Source organism: Fibrella musci (assembly GCF_041321105.1).
In the GTDB taxonomy this organism is placed as follows: domain Bacteria; phylum Bacteroidota; class Bacteroidia; order Cytophagales; family Spirosomataceae; genus Fibrella; species Fibrella musci.
The window spans coordinates 834087-854781 of the sequence record NZ_JBGGWD010000002.1; the positions used below are offsets into that span (position 1 = coordinate 834087).

Sequence of the window (20695 nt, forward strand, 5' to 3'; positions counted from 1 at the left end):
TATTAATAGTACCATGAAGGCGCTGTTTTTCATTTGGTTAAGTGTACTGCTGCTAGGCAGTTGCCGGTCGGGTGATGCGGTCAAACCCACTGGCAGCAGTGCGCTGGTTGGCGACTGGAAGCTGATCGATCCGAATTCGGCCTACACCGTAACCTTGCGGATTGAGGAGCAGCCGGTGCAACTGGCGGGATTCGACTCGTTCAAGCTGTCGGGGCGCGCGGCGGTCAACGCCTATTTTGCGGATGCGAACATCAGCAAAGGGCCGTCGATCGAATCGGGAGAAGCCGGTACCGGTGGCATCGGTAATCTGGGGGTAACCCAGGTTGCGGGCACAACCGACGCCATGCGCTATGAAGACACGTATTTTGCCCGGCTCCGCAGTGTGAACCGCGCCGAAGTAACCAGCACAGGTCTATTACAATTGACATATACAGCAGTAACCCCCGGAATCCTGATTTACCAACGGCAATAAGCAGTGAATAACATTTTGTGTAGGACGTGGATCGCCCGGTGGCCCTGCTGCCGGGCGATTTTTTTGTCGTCATTCCAACGAAATGGTTATCGTCAGACTCCTGCCTGTATAAACCATTAACGATGACAACGCGATGAAACGACTCTACAAGTTATTGTGGCTGATGCCATTAGCCCTTATCGACTCGGCCTGCACCGATCAGTGCACCGAGACACACACGTATCGCCAGTATACGGCGGTGCAGCTCACCACCACGCAGGTACGGCAGGGAATTAGCATCGAGGCGGCCCGGGAATTGGAACAACCCGGCAAGATTTACACAAAAGACGGCTACCTGTTTATCAACGAGTTGAAGCGGGGTATTCACGTCATCGACAACCGCAACCCGGAGTCGCCCAAGAAAGTGGCCTTTCTGCGCATTCCCGGCAATGGCGACCTGGCTATCCGCGACAATTTCCTGTATGCCGATAGCTATATGGACCTCGTTACGTTCGACATCGGCGACCTGACCAACATCCGGGAGGTAAGCCGCAGCCAGGATGTGTTCACGCAGGGCCAATTCGATGGGGGCTGGTGGTATTATTCCCCACAAAACAGCAACAACCTTATTCAGGATCAGGAGGTCAGGTACGTTACCGAAACTATCCAGACCAACTGCGAGGCATCGCCAACCAACAATGCATGGTGGGGGCGTGGCGTGGCCCTTGCCTCGGCTGATCTAAGCAGTGGCAACAAAGTATCGCCGGGTGGCGGCACCAACGGCACGGGCGGGTCGATGGCCCGGTTTACGCTCTACGACAAGTTTCTATACGCCGTCGGGCAGGCCGATATGAAGCTGTTTAATATTCAGCAGCCAAACCGGCCGGCGCTTAGCAACACCATTAACATGGGCTGGGGCATCGAGACAATTTTCCCGTATAAAGACAAGCTCTTCATTGGTTCTCAGACGGGTATGCTCATCTACGATAACGCCAACCCGGCCAATCCGCAACGGCTGTCGGTATTCCAGCACGCCCGCGTTTGCGACCCGGTGGTGGTTAACGGCAACACGGCCTATGTTACGCTTCGGTCGGGTAATACCTGCGCCGGGTTCACCAATCAGCTCGATGTGGTGGACATTACGAACCTGACAAACCCGCGCCTGCTGAAAAGCTACCCCATGCGCAACCCGCACGGCCTGGGTGTCGATTTCCCCAATCTGTTCATCTGCGAAGGGGCTTATGGGCTGAAATCGTTCGACGTTACCGATCCCATGCAGGTCGATAAAAACCTCCAGCAATACGTGGAAGACCTGCAAGCCTACGACGTGATCCCGATGGGGGGCGTCAACGGCCGCAAAACGCTGTTGCTCATTGGCCGCGACGGGTTCTATCAGTTCGACTACAGCAACCCGCGTGCGCTTCGCCTACTGAGCCGGATTCCCGTGAAAAGCCCCGTCCTGACCTAGTTATGCGCTCTTTATTAGGAATGAGTGGCCTGCTGGCGATGCTGGCGGGCCACGCGGCGATCGCGCAGGTGCAGGAGGTGGTCCGGGAACGTACCCGGCCGTTTGTCAACTACACCGAAGTGGGCGGGCTGTTTGGCCGGGTTACTTACGACGTACCTACCTGGATCTGGAACGGCACCACAACGATTCAGTCGACGGATAAACAGGTCGAGAATCGGCTCAGCCTGACTATTCAGACATTCAACGGCGTCCGACTCAAGCCCCGGCTGGCGGTTGGTGGCGTAGTCGGCGTCGACTGGTACAGCAATGCCCTGCTCATGCCGGTTGGGGCCGGGGTACGCTACGATCTGGCGCGGCCTAATCAGAAAAACGTGCAGGTCTTTGCCTCGGCCGACGTTGGTTATGGGCTTACGTGGCTTAACCAATCGACCACGGGCTATGAACTCACTCGTGGTGGGCTCATGCTCAACCCCGGCCTGGGGCTACGTTTTGGCCGCCCCGACAAAGGTGCTTTTCTGCTGACGGTCAGCTACAAACGACAAACTGTCGAGTCTAACAAGCCCTTGCAGTGGAACGACATTCGGCGCGACGAAAGCCGCGTGTACAACCGAATGGCCGTGCGGTTAGGCGTCAGTTTCTGATCAGCGCCGGGTACGTAGTAGCTGCTTTCGGCCGCTCAACCTTCTTGGTTGAGCGGCTTTTTTTACTCACTCAGGATAGCCGTGAATTCGATTTCGATGAGGTATTCGGGCGCAATCAGGGCACTGACTTCGTAGATACTGGTGGTCGGTTTGATCGTGCCAAACACCGCACCATGTGCCACAGCGATTTCTTCCCAGCGTGATACGTCGGTCGTGAACATCCGGGTACGTACCACGTCGTCCATCGACGCGCCCAGCCCGGCCAACACGTCGGCTACGCGGGTCAGGATGTTTTGGGTTTGGGCCGTGATGTCGGTGGCCGTCACAGTTTGGCCGTCTACGATAGCGACCGTACCTGATACTTCGATGACGTTACCGATTTTAACGGCCCGGCAGTAGCCCATTTTGTCCTCCCAGGGTGACCCGGACAGGATAGTTTGTCTCGACATAGCGATTCGTGGCGATTGGTTAAGGCTAGCTGCCTTCACGGATTAGTTAGCGTCTTTAATAAAGCATCACGGCCGTCGACAAACAGCGTGAGTTGCCGGGTAGTCTTTCGAATACCATAAAGACCGGTGAGTTGAATAGGCTCGGTAAAGGTCAGTAGCAGATTGGGGGCTGTCAGCAACGCAATATTGAGCGCACCCTGCTGTTTAGTTGAAATGGGCACCGCAGCAGCAATTTGACGGCGGGCAATCGTAACGCTCCAGCGCAGATCAAGGCGCAGGTGCAGCGCATCGAGAGTTATGTAGGATGGGCGGACGCGAATGCTATTGATCACTGCCAACAGCAACAAACAGCCATATACGCTGAGTAACGTGACCCAGGCGGCAACCGACGGCAACCAGCGTAGCAAGAGCAGGTGAACCACCACCAATTCTATGCAACTGATGCCCAGTATCCCCCACAACAGAGCTGTTTGCCCCGATTCGTGATACGTTGTCAACGGCGTTGCGCCAGTGGGGAAGACAGGTTTCTTTTGCCAGCTAAGTAAGGCATAGTAAACGATTTCGCATTCTGCCACAACAAGCCGCGCAAGTTGCTCACCCAGCACCGTAGCCAGTGCACCCTGCCAGGCAACGTCAGCAACTTGGGTACGTCGGAGAAGTCGGTAGGTTTTGATAATCGTGCGCAGCCGAAATGCCAGCAGTCCAAGCACAAGTCCATCCAGCGCTCCCCACATCAACGCCCAGCCCGACACGGGCAGAGCAGGTAACCAACCTATAGCCAACCGTACCAACGTTATCGCAATCAGGCCCAGTCGCCCCACCGACCAGCGTTGTGGCCGGGCTACGAACCAATAAATCCCCAGCAGAGGCCAGACTGTCAGATCGAAAAACAGGGCGGTGCCAATTATATCCGGATTGGCGGCGTAAGCCGCAGAAGGCAGTACGACCAGATGAGCTATGACAACCAGCGCTGCATACAATACGAACAGCAAAGGCCAGCGGTAAGCATGAATAGCAGTCATGAAGTTGTAATTTTCGGTCCGTACGACAACGCTCGGGTTAGGCCTGCAACCTACGAAATTCGTTGCCAAACCGATCACCGCCTTTGCTTTGAAAAAGATCCTTTCCTACCTCCCTGTGCTGTTGGTATTGGTCATTGTCTGTCTGTATCGCACCGACCTTACCGTTACTGAACTCAAAACCCGCTACACTGATGCCAGCTCCGGTTTCGTGAATCTGGATGGCATGGACGTACACTATCGACTAGAGGGTAACCCGCTCGATTCGGTCCCGTTGGTGTTGATTCACGGCACCGGGGCCATGCTGCAAACCTGGGATGGCTGGGTCAACGCGCTTCGGGACAGTCGACGTATCATTCGGCTCGATTTACCCGGCTACGGACTGACTGGCCCGCACCCACAAAACGAAGCTTCCATTCAGTACTATACTCGATTTATGGCGCTGTTCATCGAACGGCTGGGCTTCAAGCGTTGCGACGTAGCGGGCAACTCACTGGGCGGCAATATTGCCTGGCACATGGCCCTGATGGGCCCCGACCGGATACGTCAGCTAATCCTAATCGACGCGGCAGGATACCCCTTCACGCCCAAATCAGTACCCATTGGCTTTGAACTGGCGCGGCTCCCACTGATCAGCGGCCTGGTGGCGAAGCTTACACCCGATGCGCTGTTTCGCAGTAGCCTCGAAAATGTGTACGCCAATGATGCGCTCGTGACCGACTCGCTCGTACAACGCTACGCCGATCTGAATCGCCGCACGGGCAACCGGGAGAACTTTGTTCGTCGGCAACCATCACTTGATTCGCTTTGGCAAAAAATTGGCCAGATTCGGCAGCCTACGCTGATTTTGTGGGGCCAACACGACAACCTGATTCCGGTGGAGGTGGCGCAGCGCTTTCACCGTGACCTTCCCAACGATACACTCATCATCTACCCGAATGCGGGCCACGTACCTATGGAAGAGTTACCCGTTCAAACGGTTTCTGACTACCGAAACTGGTCGATGCGGCAGCAGGGGCGTTAGCGCGGCTACTTCCCATGCGCCAGTGTCATGGCAATTTGCCCGGCATGGTGCGCATTATGAAACAGTACATGAGCAAACAACCGGGCCCACGATACTGTCCCGAAGAAAGGCGTGTCGATTGGCTGTAGCCAGACTTCGTCGGCCGTCGTTTCAACCAGCTTTCTGAATTGGGCATAGCCCTCGGCAAGCAGTCGTTGGCTTTCGGCCAATTCGTACATGTCCCCTTCATCGGTGCGGCCCATTGTGGTATTCTGTACCGGCGTGGGTATCCCGAAAAATGTACCAAACAGATGCATGGTCTCGGCCAGGTGGCGGTAAATGAAACCGACCGACGCCGCCGTTTCCGTCAGTCGTAACCGGCTGTTATCTGCGGTTATGCGGTTCAGCGCAAACGAACAGGTCAATTCATTCTGAGCCAGCATATCGAGAAAGATGGCGCGCTGCATAGAGGCTTTGTTTTCAGTATAAAATGGCGCAACGGCGGTTTCTTACTCGAACCAAACAGTGCCCCTACGTTGTCATGAAAGCCCTTTATCTGTTGCTGCCAATCCTGTTGGCCTTCACCCTCCCCACGAAACCCAAACGCATTATTTTCTTCGGCGACTCCATCACGCAGGCGGGTGTGCAACCCGGCGGGTACATCACGAAGATGCAGGAGATGCTGACCAAACAGAACAAATCGGCCGACTACGAACTTATCGGCAAAGGCATCGGGGGAAACAAGGTTTACGACCTGTATCTACGCCTCGACGACGACGTACTGGCACTCAAACCCGATGTGGTGGTAATCTACGTCGGCGTTAATGACGTGTGGCACAAACGGTCTTTCGGTACAGGTACCGACCCCGACAAATTTGTGAAGTTTTACGAGGCGCTCATCCGTAAGATTCAGGCCAACGGTGGCCGGGTAGTACTCTGCACACCCGCTGCTATCGGCGAGAAAACCGACTTCTCCAACGATCAGGATGGCGACCTCAACGCCTACAGCAACCTCATTCGCGATCTGGCTGCCCGCCAGAACCTACCTCTCTGCGACCTGCGGAAGGCCTTCCTCGACTATAACGTTCGGAACAACGCCGGCAACAAAGAAAAGGGTATCCTGACCACCGACCGCGTTCACCTCAACGAAACCGGCAATCAGTTTGTCGCCGATCAGATGTGGGCCGTGCTGCAGGGAATGTAGTGTTATAAGCATGAGGCCCGGAGCAAGGAGCGAGGTACGTTCCCTGATACGCTGTCCCTTGCCCTAAGCCCCATGCTTTTCATTACTTTTGCCCCCGCTAACCAAAACCGGTCAGACTACGCATGAAGACTGTAGACTCTTACAATTTTGCGGGCAAGAAGGCCCTCGTCCGTGTCGATTTCAACGTACCCCTCGATAAAGAATACAACATCACCGACGATACGCGCATCAAAGCGACCATCCCCACGATCACGAAAATCCTGAACGATGGCGGGTCGGCGATTTTGATGTCGCACCTGGGTCGGCCGAAAGATGGCCCGACGGAAAAATATTCGCTGAAACACCTGATTCCGACCCTGTCGGAGACGTTTGGCCGGGAGGTAAAGTTTGCTGATGACTGCATCGGTCAGTCGGCAACCGATCTGGCAGCGAGTCTGCAACCGGGCGAGTTACTACTGCTCGAAAATCTTCGGTTTTATAAAGAAGAAGAAAAAGGCGACGTTGCGTTTGCCGAAAAGCTCTCGAAACTGGGTGATGTTTGGGTAAACGACGCGTTCGGAACGGCTCACCGCGCGCATGCCTCTACGGCGGTGGTTGGTCAGTTTTTCGAGGACCGCGTATGTGGGTACGTGATGCTGGCCGAAATCGAAAACGCCAACAAAATCCTGAACAACGCCGAGCGGCCGTTTGTGGCGATTATGGGTGGGGCCAAAATCTCCGACAAAATCCTGATCATCGAGCGCCTGCTCGATACGGTCGATACGCTCATCATCGGGGGCGGCATGACCTACACCTTCACGAAAGCACAGGGTGGTCAGATTGGCAAGTCGCTGCTCGAAGCCGACAAGCAGGAATTGGCACTGGACATCCTGAAGAAAGCGAAAGAAAAAGGGGTGAACATCGTTATGCCCGTCGACAACGTGTGTGCCGATGATTTCTCAAACGATGCCAACCGGCAAACCGTTGCCACGGGGCAGATTCCCGACGGCTGGGAAGGCCTCGACATCGGCCCCGAATCGGTGAAGCTGTTCACCAGCATTGTCGAAAGCGCCAAAACCATCCTTTGGAACGGACCAATGGGTGTATTCGAGTTCCCGAACTTTGCCACCGGTACCAACGCTATCGCCGAAGCTGTCGTGAAAGCCACCGAAGAAAACGGAGCTTTCTCGCTCATCGGCGGCGGCGATTCGGCCTCGGCCATCAATAATGCGGGCTACGGCGACCGCGTTAGCTACGTATCGACCGGCGGCGGTGCCCTCCTTGAATACATGGAAGGCAAAACCCTCCCCGGCGTAGCGGCGCTACAATAAGAATGAATAGTGAATAATGAACAATACACAATGGGGCTGACCGGTCCGCCGGTGCGCATCTACTCTTGCGTCAACGGTCCGCCGCCCGGCCCTATTGTGCATTGTACATCATACATTGTCCATTCACTTACCGCTTCCAGGTCAGCTCGTTGATGTTCTGGCCGATGGCGCGGCCTTCGCGCAGGCCGGTGTCGTTATCCTGGCGGGTGTGTATACCGCCCAGAATCCGCGACCAGCCCGATTCTTCGGCCGTCTCCCAGAACGATCGGTAATAACGCGGCTTGAAATCGGTATTGCGAGCAGCGTCACGTACCCGGCCCACGTGTGAATCGTCGGTCAGGGCGAAGTTGGTGCCATACAAGTCGGTCAGCACCGTTGCCATGGCCGCCGACTGCGTTGAGTGACCCGATGGGAAGCCGGGGAAAGGCGGCGCCGGCCAGAAAGGCACCCAGTTGGGGTCGATAGTCCGGCGGACGTACGTATAAGGGCGCTCGTTGTTATAGACGTATTTGCATTTCCAGCACCGCACAAAGGCGTCGGACACCGCAATTCCTACGCGGGCAAAGGTTTCGGCAGCTTTCCCCAGATCCGCTTTAGCCGTACGGGTAGTAATCCGGGCAATGTTATACGAGTGGCCAGGGGGCGTAAAGGTTTCGCTAGGATCATCAGACCACCAAACGGCAATTTCCTTTTCCTCCTGCGTCAGCGATTTGTTTTTGGTATACACCTCCAGATACTGGGCAAAATAGGTCGACGTAACCTGCGTTGATATGGCGAGCGGAACAGGCATTGTCATAGCCTGCGTCGAAGCAAGCATCGTCCGGTTTTGTCCCCAATAAGGCTGCATCGGAATCGTCCGGCCATTTTCGGTGGGCCGCCACAGTCCCGGATCAGTACTTGGAATGAACGAAGCCGGGAAATTTCGGCTGTAGCCTTCATGCCCGCCGTCGGTTTTTGACCACTCAAACACAGCCGTTCCAATGCGCTTACCAAAATCGGTCGACCGAGTGTTTTGCGCGTCGTCGGAGGTTTTAAACTGGTTGAACAAGGCCTGTTCCAGTGAATCGACGCGGGTTTTGTACACGGCAGTGGCATTGGCAAACAACCCGCGTAGTACCTCAGCCTGTGCCGCATTGGCACTCAGCGCCCAGTTATACGTCTGGTTGGGGGTCGTTTGAGGCAGGGCCGTCAGCCCCTGCAATTGCCGCACCATCGACACGTTGTTGGGCATACCCGGCACTACCGCTTCGTACATAGCCAAACCCGCGTAGCCAAACGTGCGGGCGGCTACGGGTGGCGTGAAACCGGGGCTATTCCGGACAAGCCGCAGATGCATGTTACTCCATTGCAGGGCAACTTCGTTGCTATAATCGGCCGCCTTGTTCGCTTGGTTCTGCGGCGCAACCGGGTCGGTTTCGTTTGTGGGTCGGCAAGCCTGGAGAACGGTCAGCAGGCCTATGCCTAATACGGCCACCTTTAGTGGAGCCAGCAGGCGGATACGTATTGGTCCGCTACTGTTGAGTATCGGTTTTAGCATAAGAGGTCGTGCAATTAATTGGCATCAGCGTAGGTCACGCAATAACTTATAGTGCGAGTAGCAAAAACGCTGCCAATTCACTTCTTAATCAGATATGCATCAGTTCGATACGTTCATAGCTCAATACGTTTCCCTGGCTACTGATAGCCTAGAAACCGTCAAACAGCATGTTACGATCAGGCACGTCAGCAAAGGCCGCTTTTATCTGCAATCAGGGCAGGTAAATGGCGAGTTTGCCTTTATTCAGCAGGGCAGTCTTCGAATTTCACATACCACACCGGCTGGTGACGACCTAACAGGCTGGCTGGCCGTGGAAGGGCAGTCGTTTTGTGACCTGGCTAGTTTTCGCGATCAGCGACCTACTCGTTTCGCTGTTCAGGCCCTAACCGATACCACCTTACTAGTGATTTCGCACGCCGATATGCAGCACCTCTACCAGACAGTGCCGGGTTGGCAGGAATTTGGCCGTAAACTCTGGGAAGACATTTCGGTACAATTAATTGAGATGATTGTTTCCTTTCAGGGGCAGCCAGCAGAGGTTCGCTACGAGCGCCTTAGTCGGGATAACACACTGTTGCAGTCGGCACCGTTGAAATATATTGCTGAGTTTTTGGGCATTACGCCATATACGCTGAGCCGTATACGGCGGAAAAGGTAACCGGGCCCTCCGTTTCTTGCCTTTTGGCAAGTTTAGCCGTAGCCTTCCCGCCGACTTTTGGGGTATGACAAACAAACGAACCCTCGGCTGGCTACATTTTTCCCTGTTCGGGTTGCTCCTCTGGTTTTTCGGCAACCTATATGAAGAAGTTATTCTGATGCCCAACTGGCTGGTGGCCCCACTCGATGTCCTGCAAGCCTACAATCGCTACTATTCAGTCGTCATTCAATACCATTACTACGTACCTGTCACGCAGTTAGCGGTGTTGGCTTTAATCTGGCTCTGCCTCAGTCAGAATCCGGCCCGGCAACTGGCCCCGATCATGTTGAAAAGAGCTGCCATCTGGGGCGGGTTGGGTACGTTACTCACGATTGTGATCGTGACGCAGATCAACGTAAAACTCTTTCTGGGATCGGTTGCCGTACCCGAGGTCGACGCACACCGTCTGGGCTTTCTCTGGATGTTGGGTAATGCCATCCGGCTCTTTTGTGTCGGTAAAGCCATTGGTTATACCCTATCAGCGCGCGATACCCTGCGTGGTCTACGGGAGGCACAGTAAAGCCTAACTTTTGTCGGTAAGTTGGGCAATGAGGTCGTTTTCCATGAAAAAGCGCGACTCCCCCTGTAGCTCGATGGTCTGGCCAGCATTGGGGCCGCTGGCGAACGTACCCCGATAGGCAATGGTCGCTTCCCAGAAATCGCCGTAGGTCAGCATGGAGGTGATCGTCTGCTCGCGCTCGCTGAAGAGTTGCGCCGCTTGCTGCGCCTGTTTGCGTAGCGCCGGTTGGCCGCTTAGTTCCAGCGTAATCTCGCCGTTGCTGATGTTTCGGAACACGACATCGTGAGTAAAACAGGCCATCATGGCATCGATGTCTTTCCGATTGTAGGCGTCGATGTACCGACGGATACAGGCTTCGCTGGCGGTCATGGGCAAAAAAATAAGTCGTACGTGGCTGACGTGCAATATTCGCGCGTCAGCCCGTACGACTCGACAACGTACAGCTTATTTATTTTTTTATTTCTTCGTCACCCGGCACGACGTGCGGCGGTTTTGCGCACGACCCTCTTCGGTAGCGTTGCTGGCTACGGGGTGCTCGCTGCCGTAGCCTTCGGCTTCCAGTCGGCTAGCCGCCACGCCCAGACTGACCAGTTCTTTCATAGCCGATTCGGCACGCTCCTGCGACAGTTTTTTGTTAGCGGCTGCATTGCCTGTGTTATCGGTGTATCCGCCAATTTTCAGGTTCACGGCGGGGTATGCTTTCAAGATAGCCGCAATGTTCTGCAACTGCTCGCGCGATTCGGGCTTCAGCTTGGCACTAGCTGTCTCATAAAGCAATCGGTCGAAGTTAAACCAGGTGGTTTTGTCGACGGGCTTGCTGGCGTCTTCGATAAAGGCGATCAGTTTGCTTTCAATGCCATTGGCCGGAATATTCAGTTCAACGCCGTCGGGCAATTTTTTAGCCCCGAACGTACCCAGGGCTGCCGCCGCGTTGCTCGCCGCGGTGGCAATGGCGCTGCTTGCCGTATCGGCCATGGCTTCCATAGCTGCCTGCGCCGTATCGATGGTAGCCGTAGCATCCTGCACGGCAGCCGACGTCGTATCGTTTACGGTAGCGGTTGTTGTCGTTGTGGCGTCAGCCGGTTTGTCGCCGCATCCCCGAACAAAGTAATAGATCAAACCAGCAGCTAAGGCTGCCAGCAACCAGGGCCAGAAGTTAAATCCACCAGACCGATCGTCGTCTGCATAGGCAGGGGTGTTGACCGGCGCACTGCCCGGTTTGTTTCCAAACGCCGAAGCCGCTGCCGCGCCAGCCCCCGCTAGTGTGCCGCCGATGGCACCTGCTGCCCCCGACAGCCCACTCGTGAGCGCGCCCAGGCCCGGTACGTTGCCTAGCAGTGCCGCCAGCCCCGATGGCAGCGCTGCCGTCACACTTTCTTTCTGGCCGACCAGCAGGTTCGTAATGCTGGACATATCGAAACCTCCTCCATTCGGGGAGGCGACCTGACGCGCCAATGCGCCGGTAATGAGTGAACCGGCCAGCCCCAACAGACCCGAAGCCGACGAGGTTTTTACGCCAGCGTACTGAGATAGTACGCCCGATACCAGGTTGCTGCTCGGTCCGAACAGTGAGTCAACCAGACCACTGCCCCGCTGCATGAGTGTATCCGGATCATCGGCATCGACCGAGGCCGAGGTAGTTGCCGACGGCATGGCCTGCTGGAGTAAGCGGCTTAAAAAACCGGGCCCTTCGGGAGTGCTGCTGCGTGAAATAAGGCTACTCAGAAACAGAGGCAGAGCGCCGAGCACCGCTTTTTGCGTGCCTTCGGGGCTCTCACCCAATGAATTACTGATGCGACTAATAACGGCGTCGGTCAGGTAACTCTTAGCCATGTCAATCAGATTAACTGCCATACTCAACTGTGTGGTTTATGTGCGGTTAAGCACGTTTGGGGTATTAGAAATTACAATCTTCTCTTACGAAAGTTTTATTTTCGTTGGATTTGTAGGCGTATTCAATAAAAAAAGGCGCATCGACGGGCCATTGTTCTGCCTTTTTGGCAACGGTTGGTCATGGATTGGTTAATTTTCAGATCAGAACAGCCAATACCCTACCCTGTGCATCAACGTTTCCTCTTCCTTTTTTCCCGTTCCTGTTTGCGCTATTTAGGCAGTCTACTGAGCTGCCTGCTCACGCTACACGGGTTTGGGCAACAAATCCTGCTAAGTCCTGCCCCGGCGGGTTGCCTGGGCGGTACTGTGCCGGTCAGTTTTACTGTAGTGGGGCCGTTTGACGTAGGGAACCAGTTCAAAGTCACGTTTCACGACAACAATGGCATGGTGGCAGTAGTCACCGACAACGTGTCGGCCCTCGGCGGCAGCATTCGGATTCCCGATAAAATTCGGGCGGGGCAACCGTATCAGATTCAGGTGTCGTCGACGAAGCCGGAGGTAGGCAGCAACTTCGTCCCGTTTCAGGCCAACACCATTCCGTCGGCCCGTCTGTTAACCCCAGCTACCGAAGTCACCCTCAATCCGGGCGATCCGCTACCGCTGGCGGTAGGGCTGAGTGGCGGCGGGCCTTACACGCTTCAGTTTACGGATGGGCAACAGCGTACTATCGACAATTACATTGAGCAGGCGACGCTGACGGTCTTTCCAACCGAGAGCAAGACGTATCAGTTGGCTACGGTCGCCAACAACTGCGGTGTCAGTGGCACAAGCGGAGCCATTCCCGTCACGGTACGGTCGGTGGGGCTGCTGGTGTCGCGGCTGTCGACCACCGAGCCCTGCGCCGGGCAACCCCTGCTCGTCTATTATTCGACCGATCGGCCCTTACCCGCCAATACCCCCTTTCGGGTGGATTTTGTACCAACAAGCGGTGGCGGACCAACCTACAGCGCCACCGCCTCGGCCACAGGCAGCCCGTTGCGCATTACTGTTCCGGCCAACGTGGCGACTTCGGGTGTATACCGGCTTCGGCTTACGTCGGACGCCGCCAACGTGTCGGCCTATTATCGCGATCAATACGACCCCGTCGCCAGCCTGGTCACGATCCGGCGAGCGCCAACAGTACGGCTGTCGGGTGGTAACACGACCATCAATTTTGGCCAGACAGCGCAGCTACAGGCCACGATTATTGGGCTAGGGAGTGGTTTTGTAGCATTTAGTGACGGCACCGAACGCCCGTTTACGGCCTACGAAGAAGGCAACGCCCAGACCATTGCCGTACAACCCCGCCAAACAACAACCTACACGATTCAACGGGTGAGCAGCGGCTGTGCGGCGGTAGGAGCCGAGGCAGGCAGCGGCAGCGCGACCGTGACCGTCAGAACCGGCTATCGCATCGACTCGCTGTCGAGCACGTCGGTCTGTACGGGGCAATCGTTTCAGGTGTATTTTACCACAAACGAAAGTGCCATTTCAACCAATGCTGCCGACTACAGCCTGCGCGGGGCCGCGCGCTACACCGGCGATCAGCTACAGGCGGGCACCATCGATTTTGTGGTGCAACGGGTGGTGGCGGGAGCCCAACCCAACACCGGCATCCTGACGGCCTCCGCACGCCCCCTGCCCGACAACTACCTGACCGACCCCGCCTACAACCGCGATGGCGCGTTGGGGGCCGGACAGTTCTTTTGCCAGCTGGCCCGTAACGGTAACGCCGGCAATGTGTATAGTCTGCCGTTGGCCGTGGCAACTCCGCCGCGCCTGTTGCTTCGCTCGGCTACCCAAACGCTCGACAGGCCGCAACTAACGTACCTGCTCGCCGATCTGGCCAGCCATGCCTCGCCGACCGAACTGACCCTCTCCGACGGTTCGCGGCAAACGGTGCAGGGTATGATCGACTTTTCGCAAAAAAGCAGTACAGTATTGGTCGAAGCGTTGGCCAACCAGACAGGTACGTTCAGCGTGGCGTCGGTGCAGAATAGCTGCGGCGTGGGCGTTGCGCAGGGAAGTGCGCAGGTGCGGGTACTGGGCGATACGACAGCCATTTTCATGCGACCCTTGCCCGCCATTCTCTGCGGGACCACTACCGTGTCGGTAGCGTTTACGACGAAAGGCAACCTACCGGCCAACACAACGTACCGCGTCGAGATCGTGGAAGACGATGGGGTGTTCAAAGGGCGGTATCTGGGAGCGGGCAACGCCAGCCCCATTGTCGTTACGATTCCCGTTGGATACACGCTCTTCAACCGGGTTCAGGTACGTGTCGTTACGGCCAATCCGGTATCGGGCACGAGTGTACTCGCCAGTGCCGCGCGCCCGTTTACCTACATCGATCCGACCCAGGTGGTGAAGCTGAGTTATGGGGGTTTTGGCGCGACCGAAACCGTTATTCGTCCCGGCGACGCTATCCCCCTTCGCCTGACTACCACCTCGAACAGCAACGTACCTGTGGAGCTTACCCTCTCCGACGGTACGCGTGGCACGTTTACCGGCGCAGGTACCGATGTGTTTGTCCGGCCAGCCCAAACCACCACCTACACGCTTCGGTCAGTACGAAACGGCTGCGGGGCGGTGACAGGCACGGGCACCGTCACGGTGCGGGTGCAGCCGTTTATCTGGCAACCACAACTTCAACAAACGGCGTATTGTGAGGGCGATTCGCTGGGCGTTTTCGTGGTGGCACAGGGAGCCATACCCGCCAATGTGACCCATTCACTACAGGTCCTGCTCAACGACAATGTGGTACAGACCTTGCCCGCCCGCCTCGTGGGCAACCGACTCACCAGCAGCTTACCTAGTTCGCTCACAGTCAATCAGAGTTACGCCGTGCGGGTGCTGTCCAACGCAGGTGGAGATCAGTTTTACAGCCAGCCAACCAGTGGTTCGTTTCGGTTTTATCGAATTCCGCGCCTTCAGCTGACGCCGCCCAACAACCAGACAGCGGTCGTCCTTGAAGCCAATCAGAACAGCGTCAACATACAGCTTACCGATCCGTCGGGAACACCAACTATACTCCCCCGCCCCTACCAGTACCGCATCAACGACCAGTTTTATTCGCCCATCGCGACCTTGCCGACCACCGTGCCACTGTTTGCCAACAGCGCCCGGCCAACCTCCTACAGCGTGTCGGGCGTATATGATTCGTATTGCGGTTTTGGCGTGGCGACAGGCAGCGTCCGGGTATCGTTCAAGCCAGGCCTGCGGTCGCTGGCGGTCAACAAAGCGCAGTTTTGCCGCAATGGCGATCAGGCCACGGTGAGCTACGAAGTCGCAGGCGATTTCACGCCCACCGATCGGTTCACCGTCTTCCTGACCAGCACCAGCGGTAACCGCATCCGGGTCGCAGAGTCGGCCAACGCCATAGACCGACTTACGTTCCCGATCAACGCCAGCATCCCGTCGGGTACGTACCTGGTCTCGCTGGTTTCGTCGGTAACGGGCCTGCCGGGCTTCGACAACACGCCGACAATCGTTGTGGGCGACGTACCCAGCGTGGTGATTGCGGGCGGCAACGCCATCCAGTATGCCGACCAACCCGTGACGGTGGGCGTTCGGGTGGCCAGCGGGTTTCTGCCCGTCTCGGTAACGTTTACAAGCGGCACCGTGCAGACGCTCAACACGGCCGACAACGTGCTTACCTTTTCGCCCCAGCAAAGCAGCACGTACCAGGTAGCGCGGGTGAGCAACAGTTGTGGCGTAGGAGCAGCCACGGGATCCGTCTCAGTGACGGTTCTGCCCAACGCGACGAATGAGCTTCGCGTGACCACCATCAGCCCAACGGGCGGCTTGCAGGGTATCTGTCAGGGCGGTACGGTGCTGGTGACGTTCGAGGCGAAAGGCACCTTCGGCACCAATAACACGTATACGGTGTACCTCTCCGACACGACCGGCCTCAACTACCAGCCATTGCCGACCCGGCTGGTTTCGGCGAATATGCTGTCGGTTACCTTGCCAGCCAATGTCTCAGGCTCTGGGTATCGGCTGCGGATCGGGGGGAGTAATCCGGCCGTGTTGGGTTCGTCGAGCACCATCCTGACCATCCGGCCGGGGCTGGTGGCGACTATTGCCGGACCTACGCAGGCGTATGTAAACGAGCTGGTGCCAATTGTGATTACGCTGAACAACAGCGGGCCGTGGTCGCTGACACTGACCAACAGCATTTATGGCATGGAGGTGCTGACGATCAACGAATCGCCCTTCTTCTACCGGGTTCGGCCCGACGCCACCACGACGTATACTTTACAGAGCGTATTCAACCTGCAATGCGGACTTGGGCGCGCCACAGGCAGCCTGACGGTAACCGTGGTGAACCCGCTGGCCGTGGACCCGAACCTGCCCATCCGGGCGACAGTGGCGCCCAACCCGACACAGGGTCAGGTACGTGTCTGGGGCCCTTTACCCTCGGCGCAGCGCGTGTCGCTTCACCTCACCGATATGCAGGGGCGTGCCCTCTGGCAACGCGATCTGGGTACGTTGACGAGTCTGGATCATGAAGTCGATCTGAGTCAACTGCCCGCCGGCCAATACCTGCTCAGCGTGACGGGCGACGCAGGGCAAACGGTGTTTAAAGTGGTGAAACAGTAGCGCTTATTCCACTACCATAAACTGGTCAGTGTAGCGGATAATGGGCGTCGATGCGCCATCGGTAGTAGCCCACCCCAGCCGGTAGCGACCGGGCCGGAAGCTGCCTTTATAGGCTTCTACCTGCACCGCCATCACCGGCCGGTTGAGCGCAAACGACGCCAGCTTGACTGACACCTGATTGCCCAGCAGGTACGTATACGCGTCGGATTGTAACAGCATGAACGCCGGGTTGCGAGCCGCTAAGGCGGGCGACGGCGTAACCTCGATCTGCCAGCGATCAGGCTGCGAGGTAATGGTGGCGGGTTGTGGTACAAACGGCCCAAAAGAAGCCGCCGGCCGTAGTAACGTCGAATCGGGCAGAGCAGCGTGGATGGTAGGGTACCGGTAGTAACCCAACTGGATTACTTCGCGCATGTGCTGATCGACGTAATCGGCGAGAGGCGTGTTGAGCTGACCCGCCAGCCCGATCGCCGCGTTGCGCTGGTTAAACCCGTAGGCCTGTAGCGACTGATGCCATTTGTGCACCTTCGGCCAGTTGAGCGTATACGACATCGTCCAGACCACAATGCCCACGCCTAGCCCAACGGCCAGTGACCGGCTAGTGAGGGGCGCCTGCTCGCTTATCCAGTGCATATACAGCAGGCAAACCCACAGGGCCGGGTAGAGCATGTAGTTGCTGATGAGCATCAGATCGTAGCCGAAACGCGGCCGCAGAAATGCCACCACACTCGCGTTGACCAGCAGAAACGTGTAGCCCCCCAGCCAGAAATAACGCTGATGCAGTCGATCAGCCAAAATCTGCCCAGTTGTTTTCTGCCACCAGCGCTGTCGCCACACCAGCCACGCTATGCTGCTTATGATGCCGAAACCTGCCAGCGTGGGCAACACGCTCCGCCACAGAATGGGCTGATTCGGCACAAAATCGAACAGAGCGCCGATGAAGGTGAAGAAACCGAAGAACACCAGATGCGGGTGTTTCAGGAAAAACGAAACGCTGGTTTCGTTGCCCTGCGGACTGGCAAAGTCGTGAAAATAGAACCAGATCACCAGCGCGCTGATAACTACCCAGCCCGCCAGACGGCCATACCGGCGCTGCGCCAGCAACACCAGGGCGCCCGCCACCCAGCCAAACAGGCCGTTGCTCATCGACAGGGCCGCGATGGTCTGCGACAGCACCGCCCCGCCAAACCGAACGGGCGAGGCTGGTTTAGCCAGCAGATACAGACTCAGCATGACAAAAAACGTAGCTCCTAAGTGCTGCATGGACGTGATCGCCCACAGGCTCGCCAGATGAAACTGCGGATGCAACAACACGAACGGCACCGGCGTAAACCACAGCCAGGGCGTTTTCTGCCAGCGAAACACCCGGCTAAAGATGGTCAGGATACCCAGCAGGCAGAGGCCGCCTATCAGAATGATGTACCGGAAATTCAGTTCATCCGTCAGGCGGGCGATGGTAACCGTAACGACTTTCCCGAAAAAGATTCGGTGTTCATTATTAGGTTTCAGCAGCCAGTACAGCTTTTCACCGAACGTAGGGGCGCGGTCATAGGCGGGCAGAAACGCCACAAACGCCTCAATGTCATCGTACCACGGAATATTCAACGCATAGGTGTAAAGCAGGCCCCCAAACACAAGAACGGGCAGGGCCATCAACCAGGTTGTCCAGACCGGGAAAGAACGAGGCAAAACAGTCATGGCAGGTTAGCGCAGGTGGTTATAGGTGCGGTAGATACGGTAAAGTTCGGCCCACATGCGGAACATATAGGTGGGGCTAATGCGCGAGTCGGCCTGCTCGATCCACTCCCGAAGTGGAAATTCCAGCAGTTTCCCCGGCAGATTCGGGCGGCCATAAACGCCGATCAGCCGGGCCAGCAACTCCACGTCGAATAGCCACGGGCTGATAAATGGGTCGCGAAAAATGGCGTCGACGACATCACGGCGAATGAGCTTGGCTCCGCACTGCGAGTCATAGACGGGCAAATTCAGGATGAGGCTGATGAAGGTGGCGACGATGCGCCCTACGTAATGCCGAAATGCCTTCCGCTGGATATTGACACCCAGATGTTTAATACGCGAGCCCATCACCAGCCGACAATCGGGGTGCGCATCGAGCACCTGCCGCAAGTCGCCAATGGCGTCCAACGGCGTAGCCAGATCAGCATCGAAATAGCCCAGGTACGTGTAACCTTTGGGTAAGGTGTGTTGCATGCCCGCCCGCACGGCCCCCGCTTTGCCCTGATTGGCGGTTAGATTGAGTACGTCGATCTGCTGGGGCATTTGCTGTTGCAGACGGGCCAGTACCTCGGCCGTCTGATCGCGGCTACCATCGTTCACAAAGCAGAACGATACGTCGGGGTGGGCAGTCAGGTACGTTAGAAAGGCCTCGGCGGGCAGTCGGTCGGCTTCGTTATAGCACGGAATAATGATGCAAACGGGGTTGGTCATAACGAAGCAGCCGGCGCGCGGAGCGTTGAATCGATGATGATGGCTTTGTGTTGGTAATAGCCCGACTGGCAGCGATTCCACCAGTGCGTCGGGCTGTCGCGCATATCTTCTACGTAGAGCGTCGCCGGGGCCACGGTCAGGGGGGCCAGTCGTAGCGTGTCGGTCACAGGCGGCTGAATGAGCCGGTTGTGGCGCTCGGTCATTTCGCGGTCATAGGTCGCCGCTTTCCCTTTCAGCAGATCGCTATAAATCAGCTTGACGGGCTGACTGCGCCAGACCCCAAACAACACCCAGATACCCGTTATAGCCAGTACGACCGGCAGGTACGTACCTGCCGCCAGCCGCTGAGCGCGGGCTAGTTGGGTGGTGAGCAGATAAAGCCAGCCCAGCAGAAAAACAGCGTAGGTGACGTTGACGGCCCGGTCGGTGATGAATTGCGTCGCGTAGAATGAGGGCAATACCGTAGCCAGCAGCAGGCCCGCCACCACCAGGGCTGCGTACCAGAACGGCAGATGGACGAATGTATTCAACCGCCCGCCTTCGCGCAGGTAACGCCCGCCCACCAGCAACCACAGAGCCGACAGCGGCAACAGGGGCGTTTTGATGAGCCAGCCAGGTACGTTCTTCGCCAGCCAGAGTAGTGAAAGTTTAAGTGCGGTGGGTACGCTACCCGCCGTGACGCCACCGCTCATCCGAACGGCGTTGCCCGGTGCCCGAATCACCAGCCAGGCCGAGACAACCGCCACGACAAACATGGCGGCTAATCGCCAGTCGAGCCGACGGTCGCGCAGTAGCACCCAGAAACCCGCCGCCGCCAGGATACCCAGCAGCAGTAACATGTGCGTTTCGCCACAACCTACAATGAAAAACACCAGTACGCCCGCCCAGATGCCGGTGAGGGTTCGCAATCCCGCCGAGGCGGGGCGAGCTGTACCGGGCGATTGCCGATACCAACGCAGCATGACGGCACCCCAGTAGAGCATCAGCGCCGTCGGGACGGTGTAGACGGTAACAGCAGCCAGCCAGAAGAACCCTTCTACCACACTCGACAGGGCCAGGATATACAGGAAAAACAGGAGGGCCGTCAGGATGGCGCTCACCCGGCGCACCGACGTTGGTGCCACGATTCCGCGCAGCAATTCGCCGATAAACAGGTAAGCGGCCCACACCCAACCCGTTGCGGCCAGTGCCGGAATAAACCGATAGCCGCCATACCATCCCCAGACGAGCGGACTGCCGTGCACCAGAAAATTCGAGAAGTAACGCCCCGTCCAGCCGTCGTAGTAGAATTTTTGCGCCTGCCAGAAGCCGTATTTCACCGCCGTATCCGCGAAGCAATAATCGTCGGCCGCCGACGCGTGGTTGAAGGCCGAGAGCACCAGCAGCGGGACGAAGACAACGGCAAAGAGCCCGTAGGCAGCAAAGGGAAGCAGGCGGGCCAGTAGCGGAGACGTCATAAGGTACAGCGTGAATG

General features: G+C 57.1%; 18 protein-coding genes. 9 read left to right on the plus strand and 9 right to left on the minus strand.

The annotated features are described in order from the left end of the window. The first annotated feature begins 13 nt into the window (after window positions 1-13). From ACAW74_RS09150 to ACAW74_RS09160, 3 genes are all read left to right on the plus strand, one after another. On the plus strand, window positions 14-472 hold the full coding sequence (locus tag ACAW74_RS09150) for an META domain-containing protein (RefSeq protein ID WP_370697885.1): 459 nt from the start codon (window positions 14-16) through the stop codon (window positions 470-472). Between the two features lie 133 nt (window positions 473-605). Next, on the plus strand, window positions 606-1919 hold the full coding sequence (locus tag ACAW74_RS09155) for an LVIVD repeat-containing protein (RefSeq protein ID WP_370697886.1): 1314 nt from the start codon (window positions 606-608) through the stop codon (window positions 1917-1919). Between the two features lie 2 nt (window positions 1920-1921). Continuing rightward, on the plus strand, window positions 1922-2560 hold the full coding sequence (locus tag ACAW74_RS09160; protein ID WP_370697887.1) for a hypothetical protein: 639 nt from the start codon (window positions 1922-1924) through the stop codon (window positions 2558-2560). Between the two features lie 62 nt (window positions 2561-2622). On the opposite strand, the gene ACAW74_RS09165 is transcribed toward ACAW74_RS09160, so the two are convergent. Next, on the minus strand, window positions 2623-3009 hold the full coding sequence (locus tag ACAW74_RS09165) for a RidA family protein (RefSeq protein WP_370697888.1): 387 nt from the start codon (window positions 3007-3009) through the stop codon (window positions 2623-2625). A gap of 35 nt (window positions 3010-3044) precedes the next feature. Further along, entirely contained in the window at window positions 3045-4031 is a 987-nt protein-coding gene (locus ACAW74_RS09170; protein WP_370697889.1) for a hypothetical protein, read from the minus strand. Window positions 4032-4119: 88 nt separating this feature from the next. Between ACAW74_RS09170 and ACAW74_RS09175 the strand changes: the two genes are divergently transcribed. Beyond that, window positions 4120-5052: an alpha/beta fold hydrolase gene (locus tag ACAW74_RS09175; protein WP_370697890.1), complete on the plus strand. Its 933-nt coding sequence runs from the start codon at window positions 4120-4122 to the stop codon at window positions 5050-5052. A 5-nt stretch (window positions 5053-5057) separates the two neighbouring features. Here ACAW74_RS09175 and ACAW74_RS09180 read toward each other — a convergent pair whose 3' ends face one another. Further along, window positions 5058-5498: a DinB family protein gene (locus ACAW74_RS09180; RefSeq protein ID WP_370697891.1), complete on the minus strand. Its 441-nt coding sequence runs from the start codon at window positions 5496-5498 to the stop codon at window positions 5058-5060. A gap of 74 nt (window positions 5499-5572) precedes the next feature. On the opposite strand from ACAW74_RS09180, the gene ACAW74_RS09185 reads away from it, so the two are divergent. Both ACAW74_RS09185 and ACAW74_RS09190 read left to right on the plus strand, forming a co-directional pair. Then, a complete protein-coding gene (locus ACAW74_RS09185) occupies window positions 5573-6235 on the plus strand; it encodes an SGNH/GDSL hydrolase family protein (protein ID WP_370697892.1) in 663 nt (220 codons plus the stop codon). Between the two features lie 122 nt (window positions 6236-6357). Further along, window positions 6358-7545, plus strand: a complete 1188-nt coding sequence (locus ACAW74_RS09190) for a phosphoglycerate kinase (protein ID WP_370697893.1) — start codon at window positions 6358-6360, stop codon at window positions 7543-7545. Window positions 7546-7672: 127 nt separating this feature from the next. Here ACAW74_RS09190 and ACAW74_RS09195 read toward each other — a convergent pair whose 3' ends face one another. Then, window positions 7673-9082 (minus strand): vanadium-dependent haloperoxidase, encoded by a 1410-nt coding sequence (locus ACAW74_RS09195; protein ID WP_370697894.1) that lies wholly within the window; start codon window positions 9080-9082, stop codon window positions 7673-7675. 94 nt (window positions 9083-9176) lie between these two features. Here ACAW74_RS09195 and ACAW74_RS09200 point away from each other — a divergent pair, with 94 nt between their 5' ends. After that, complete coding sequence (locus ACAW74_RS09200; RefSeq protein ID WP_370697895.1) at window positions 9177-9740, plus strand: Crp/Fnr family transcriptional regulator; 564 nt, start codon at window positions 9177-9179, stop codon at window positions 9738-9740. Window positions 9741-9804: 64 nt separating this feature from the next. Then, complete coding sequence (locus ACAW74_RS09205; RefSeq protein WP_370697896.1) at window positions 9805-10299, plus strand: hypothetical protein; 495 nt, start codon at window positions 9805-9807, stop codon at window positions 10297-10299. A gap of 3 nt (window positions 10300-10302) precedes the next feature. Here the strand turns inward: ACAW74_RS09205 and ACAW74_RS09210 are convergent, their stop codons facing one another. Both ACAW74_RS09210 and ACAW74_RS09215 read right to left on the minus strand, forming a co-directional pair. Beyond that, window positions 10303-10668, minus strand: coding sequence for a nuclear transport factor 2 family protein (locus ACAW74_RS09210; protein WP_370697897.1), 366 nt, complete (start codon window positions 10666-10668; stop codon window positions 10303-10305). Between the two features lie 87 nt (window positions 10669-10755). Next, window positions 10756-12153 carry an OmpA family protein gene (locus tag ACAW74_RS09215; protein WP_370697898.1) on the minus strand — a complete coding sequence of 466 codons (1398 nt, stop codon included), beginning with the start codon at window positions 12151-12153 and terminating at the stop codon, window positions 10756-10758. A gap of 243 nt (window positions 12154-12396) precedes the next feature. Here ACAW74_RS09215 and ACAW74_RS09220 point away from each other — a divergent pair, with 243 nt between their 5' ends. Continuing rightward, window positions 12397-16773 carry a T9SS type A sorting domain-containing protein gene (locus tag ACAW74_RS09220; protein ID WP_370697899.1) on the plus strand — a complete coding sequence of 1459 codons (4377 nt, stop codon included), beginning with the start codon at window positions 12397-12399 and terminating at the stop codon, window positions 16771-16773. Between the two features lie 3 nt (window positions 16774-16776). Here ACAW74_RS09220 and ACAW74_RS09225 read toward each other — a convergent pair whose 3' ends face one another. The 3 genes from ACAW74_RS09225 to ACAW74_RS09235 are packed head-to-tail and all read right to left on the minus strand — an operon-like array spanning window position 16777 to window position 20678. Then, window positions 16777-18462 (minus strand): hypothetical protein, encoded by a 1686-nt coding sequence (locus tag ACAW74_RS09225; protein WP_370697900.1) that lies wholly within the window; start codon window positions 18460-18462, stop codon window positions 16777-16779. A 15-nt stretch (window positions 18463-18477) separates the two neighbouring features. After that, complete coding sequence (locus ACAW74_RS09230; protein WP_370697901.1) at window positions 18478-19221, minus strand: glycosyltransferase; 744 nt, start codon at window positions 19219-19221, stop codon at window positions 18478-18480. Continuing rightward, window positions 19218-20678 (minus strand): DUF6056 family protein, encoded by a 1461-nt coding sequence (locus ACAW74_RS09235; protein WP_370697902.1) that lies wholly within the window; start codon window positions 20676-20678, stop codon window positions 19218-19220. The genes ACAW74_RS09230 and ACAW74_RS09235 overlap by 4 nt, the downstream gene beginning before the upstream one ends. Between the last annotated feature and the right edge of the window lie 17 nt (window positions 20679-20695).